The organism is Entomohabitans teleogrylli (assembly GCF_001484765.1).
GTDB classification, from domain to species: Bacteria; Pseudomonadota; Gammaproteobacteria; order Enterobacterales; family Enterobacteriaceae; genus Entomohabitans; species Entomohabitans teleogrylli.
Window position 1 is genome coordinate 1 of sequence record NZ_LLXO01000086.1, and the last position, 998, is coordinate 998.

Here is a 998-nt window from a genome sequence, read left to right on the forward strand (position 1 = left end):
CCCGTGGCCGCGCCCGCTGCGCCCGCCAGCGCATTATGACCCTGTGCCTTCGCCAGCGCCGCATTCACCACCGCATGCGCCATCACCCGTTCGCTGTCGCTGGTGGTGCTGTTTTTTATCACCTCCGCCAGATACGGCGCCGCTCCTCCCGCCAGCGCCGCCTTAAGGTCGCCTCCCGCCAGACCCTGCACCGCCGCCGTCGCCGCCTGCATCGCCTGCTGGTACTTACCCCCGGTACCAGACGCAGAGTTCCGCATCGCCTCATCATAAGCCCGGCTGAACAGCACCCGGTCGATATCGCCGTCTCCGGCGCTTTTACCCGGGTTCGCCGCCTCCCACGCCGCTCTGGCCTCTGCCCGCTGCGCCGGCGTCGCCTTACGGATATCCTCGTTCGCCTGCGCCGACGCCGCTATCGCCGCTTCCGTCCGCACCGCATCCATCACCTGGCTGCTGATATCGCCGATTAACTGCGCCTGCTGCAGCCGCTTCTGCTCCTTCTCCTTATCAAAAATCGGCGACAGGCTCTGGTTCGCCTGCGCCACATCCCGGCTCAGCGTCGACACATCCTGCTGCTGGCGCTCCCGGTCCCGCACCACTATCGTGCCCGCCGACACCGCTGAGCGCGTCACGCTGCTGTCATGGCCTTCACGGTTCACACCGACCAGCAGCGTGTTCGCCATATTACCGGCAAACTGGCTGCCGACCGGGCCGCCGCTGCTGAAACCGCTACTCTGGTGCTCCACCTTATAATCCGCCCGGTTACCGATATCCCCGAAACCGAGCGTCCCGGTCTCCAGCCGGTTCCTCTCCGGCGCCGCCGTGGAGCCAATGGCGGCCCCAGCCAGTTGGGTATGACCGCCAACCGTAATATCAAACCCGCCCCGGCCGGCAAAAATCCCCGTCTGCTCCACCACCGAATCGTAATTGCTGTGCATTTTGTCACGGCTGAGACTGACACTGCCCGAGCCGCTCATCGAACCGAACGTGAAGCTGCCGCC

General features: G+C 65.5%; 1 pseudogene. It reads right to left on the reverse strand.

Annotation, left to right across the window (positions count from 1 at the left end):
- Positions 1-998 (reverse strand): annotated as a pseudogene (locus AQ981_RS27930) (filamentous hemagglutinin); the annotation flags it as partial.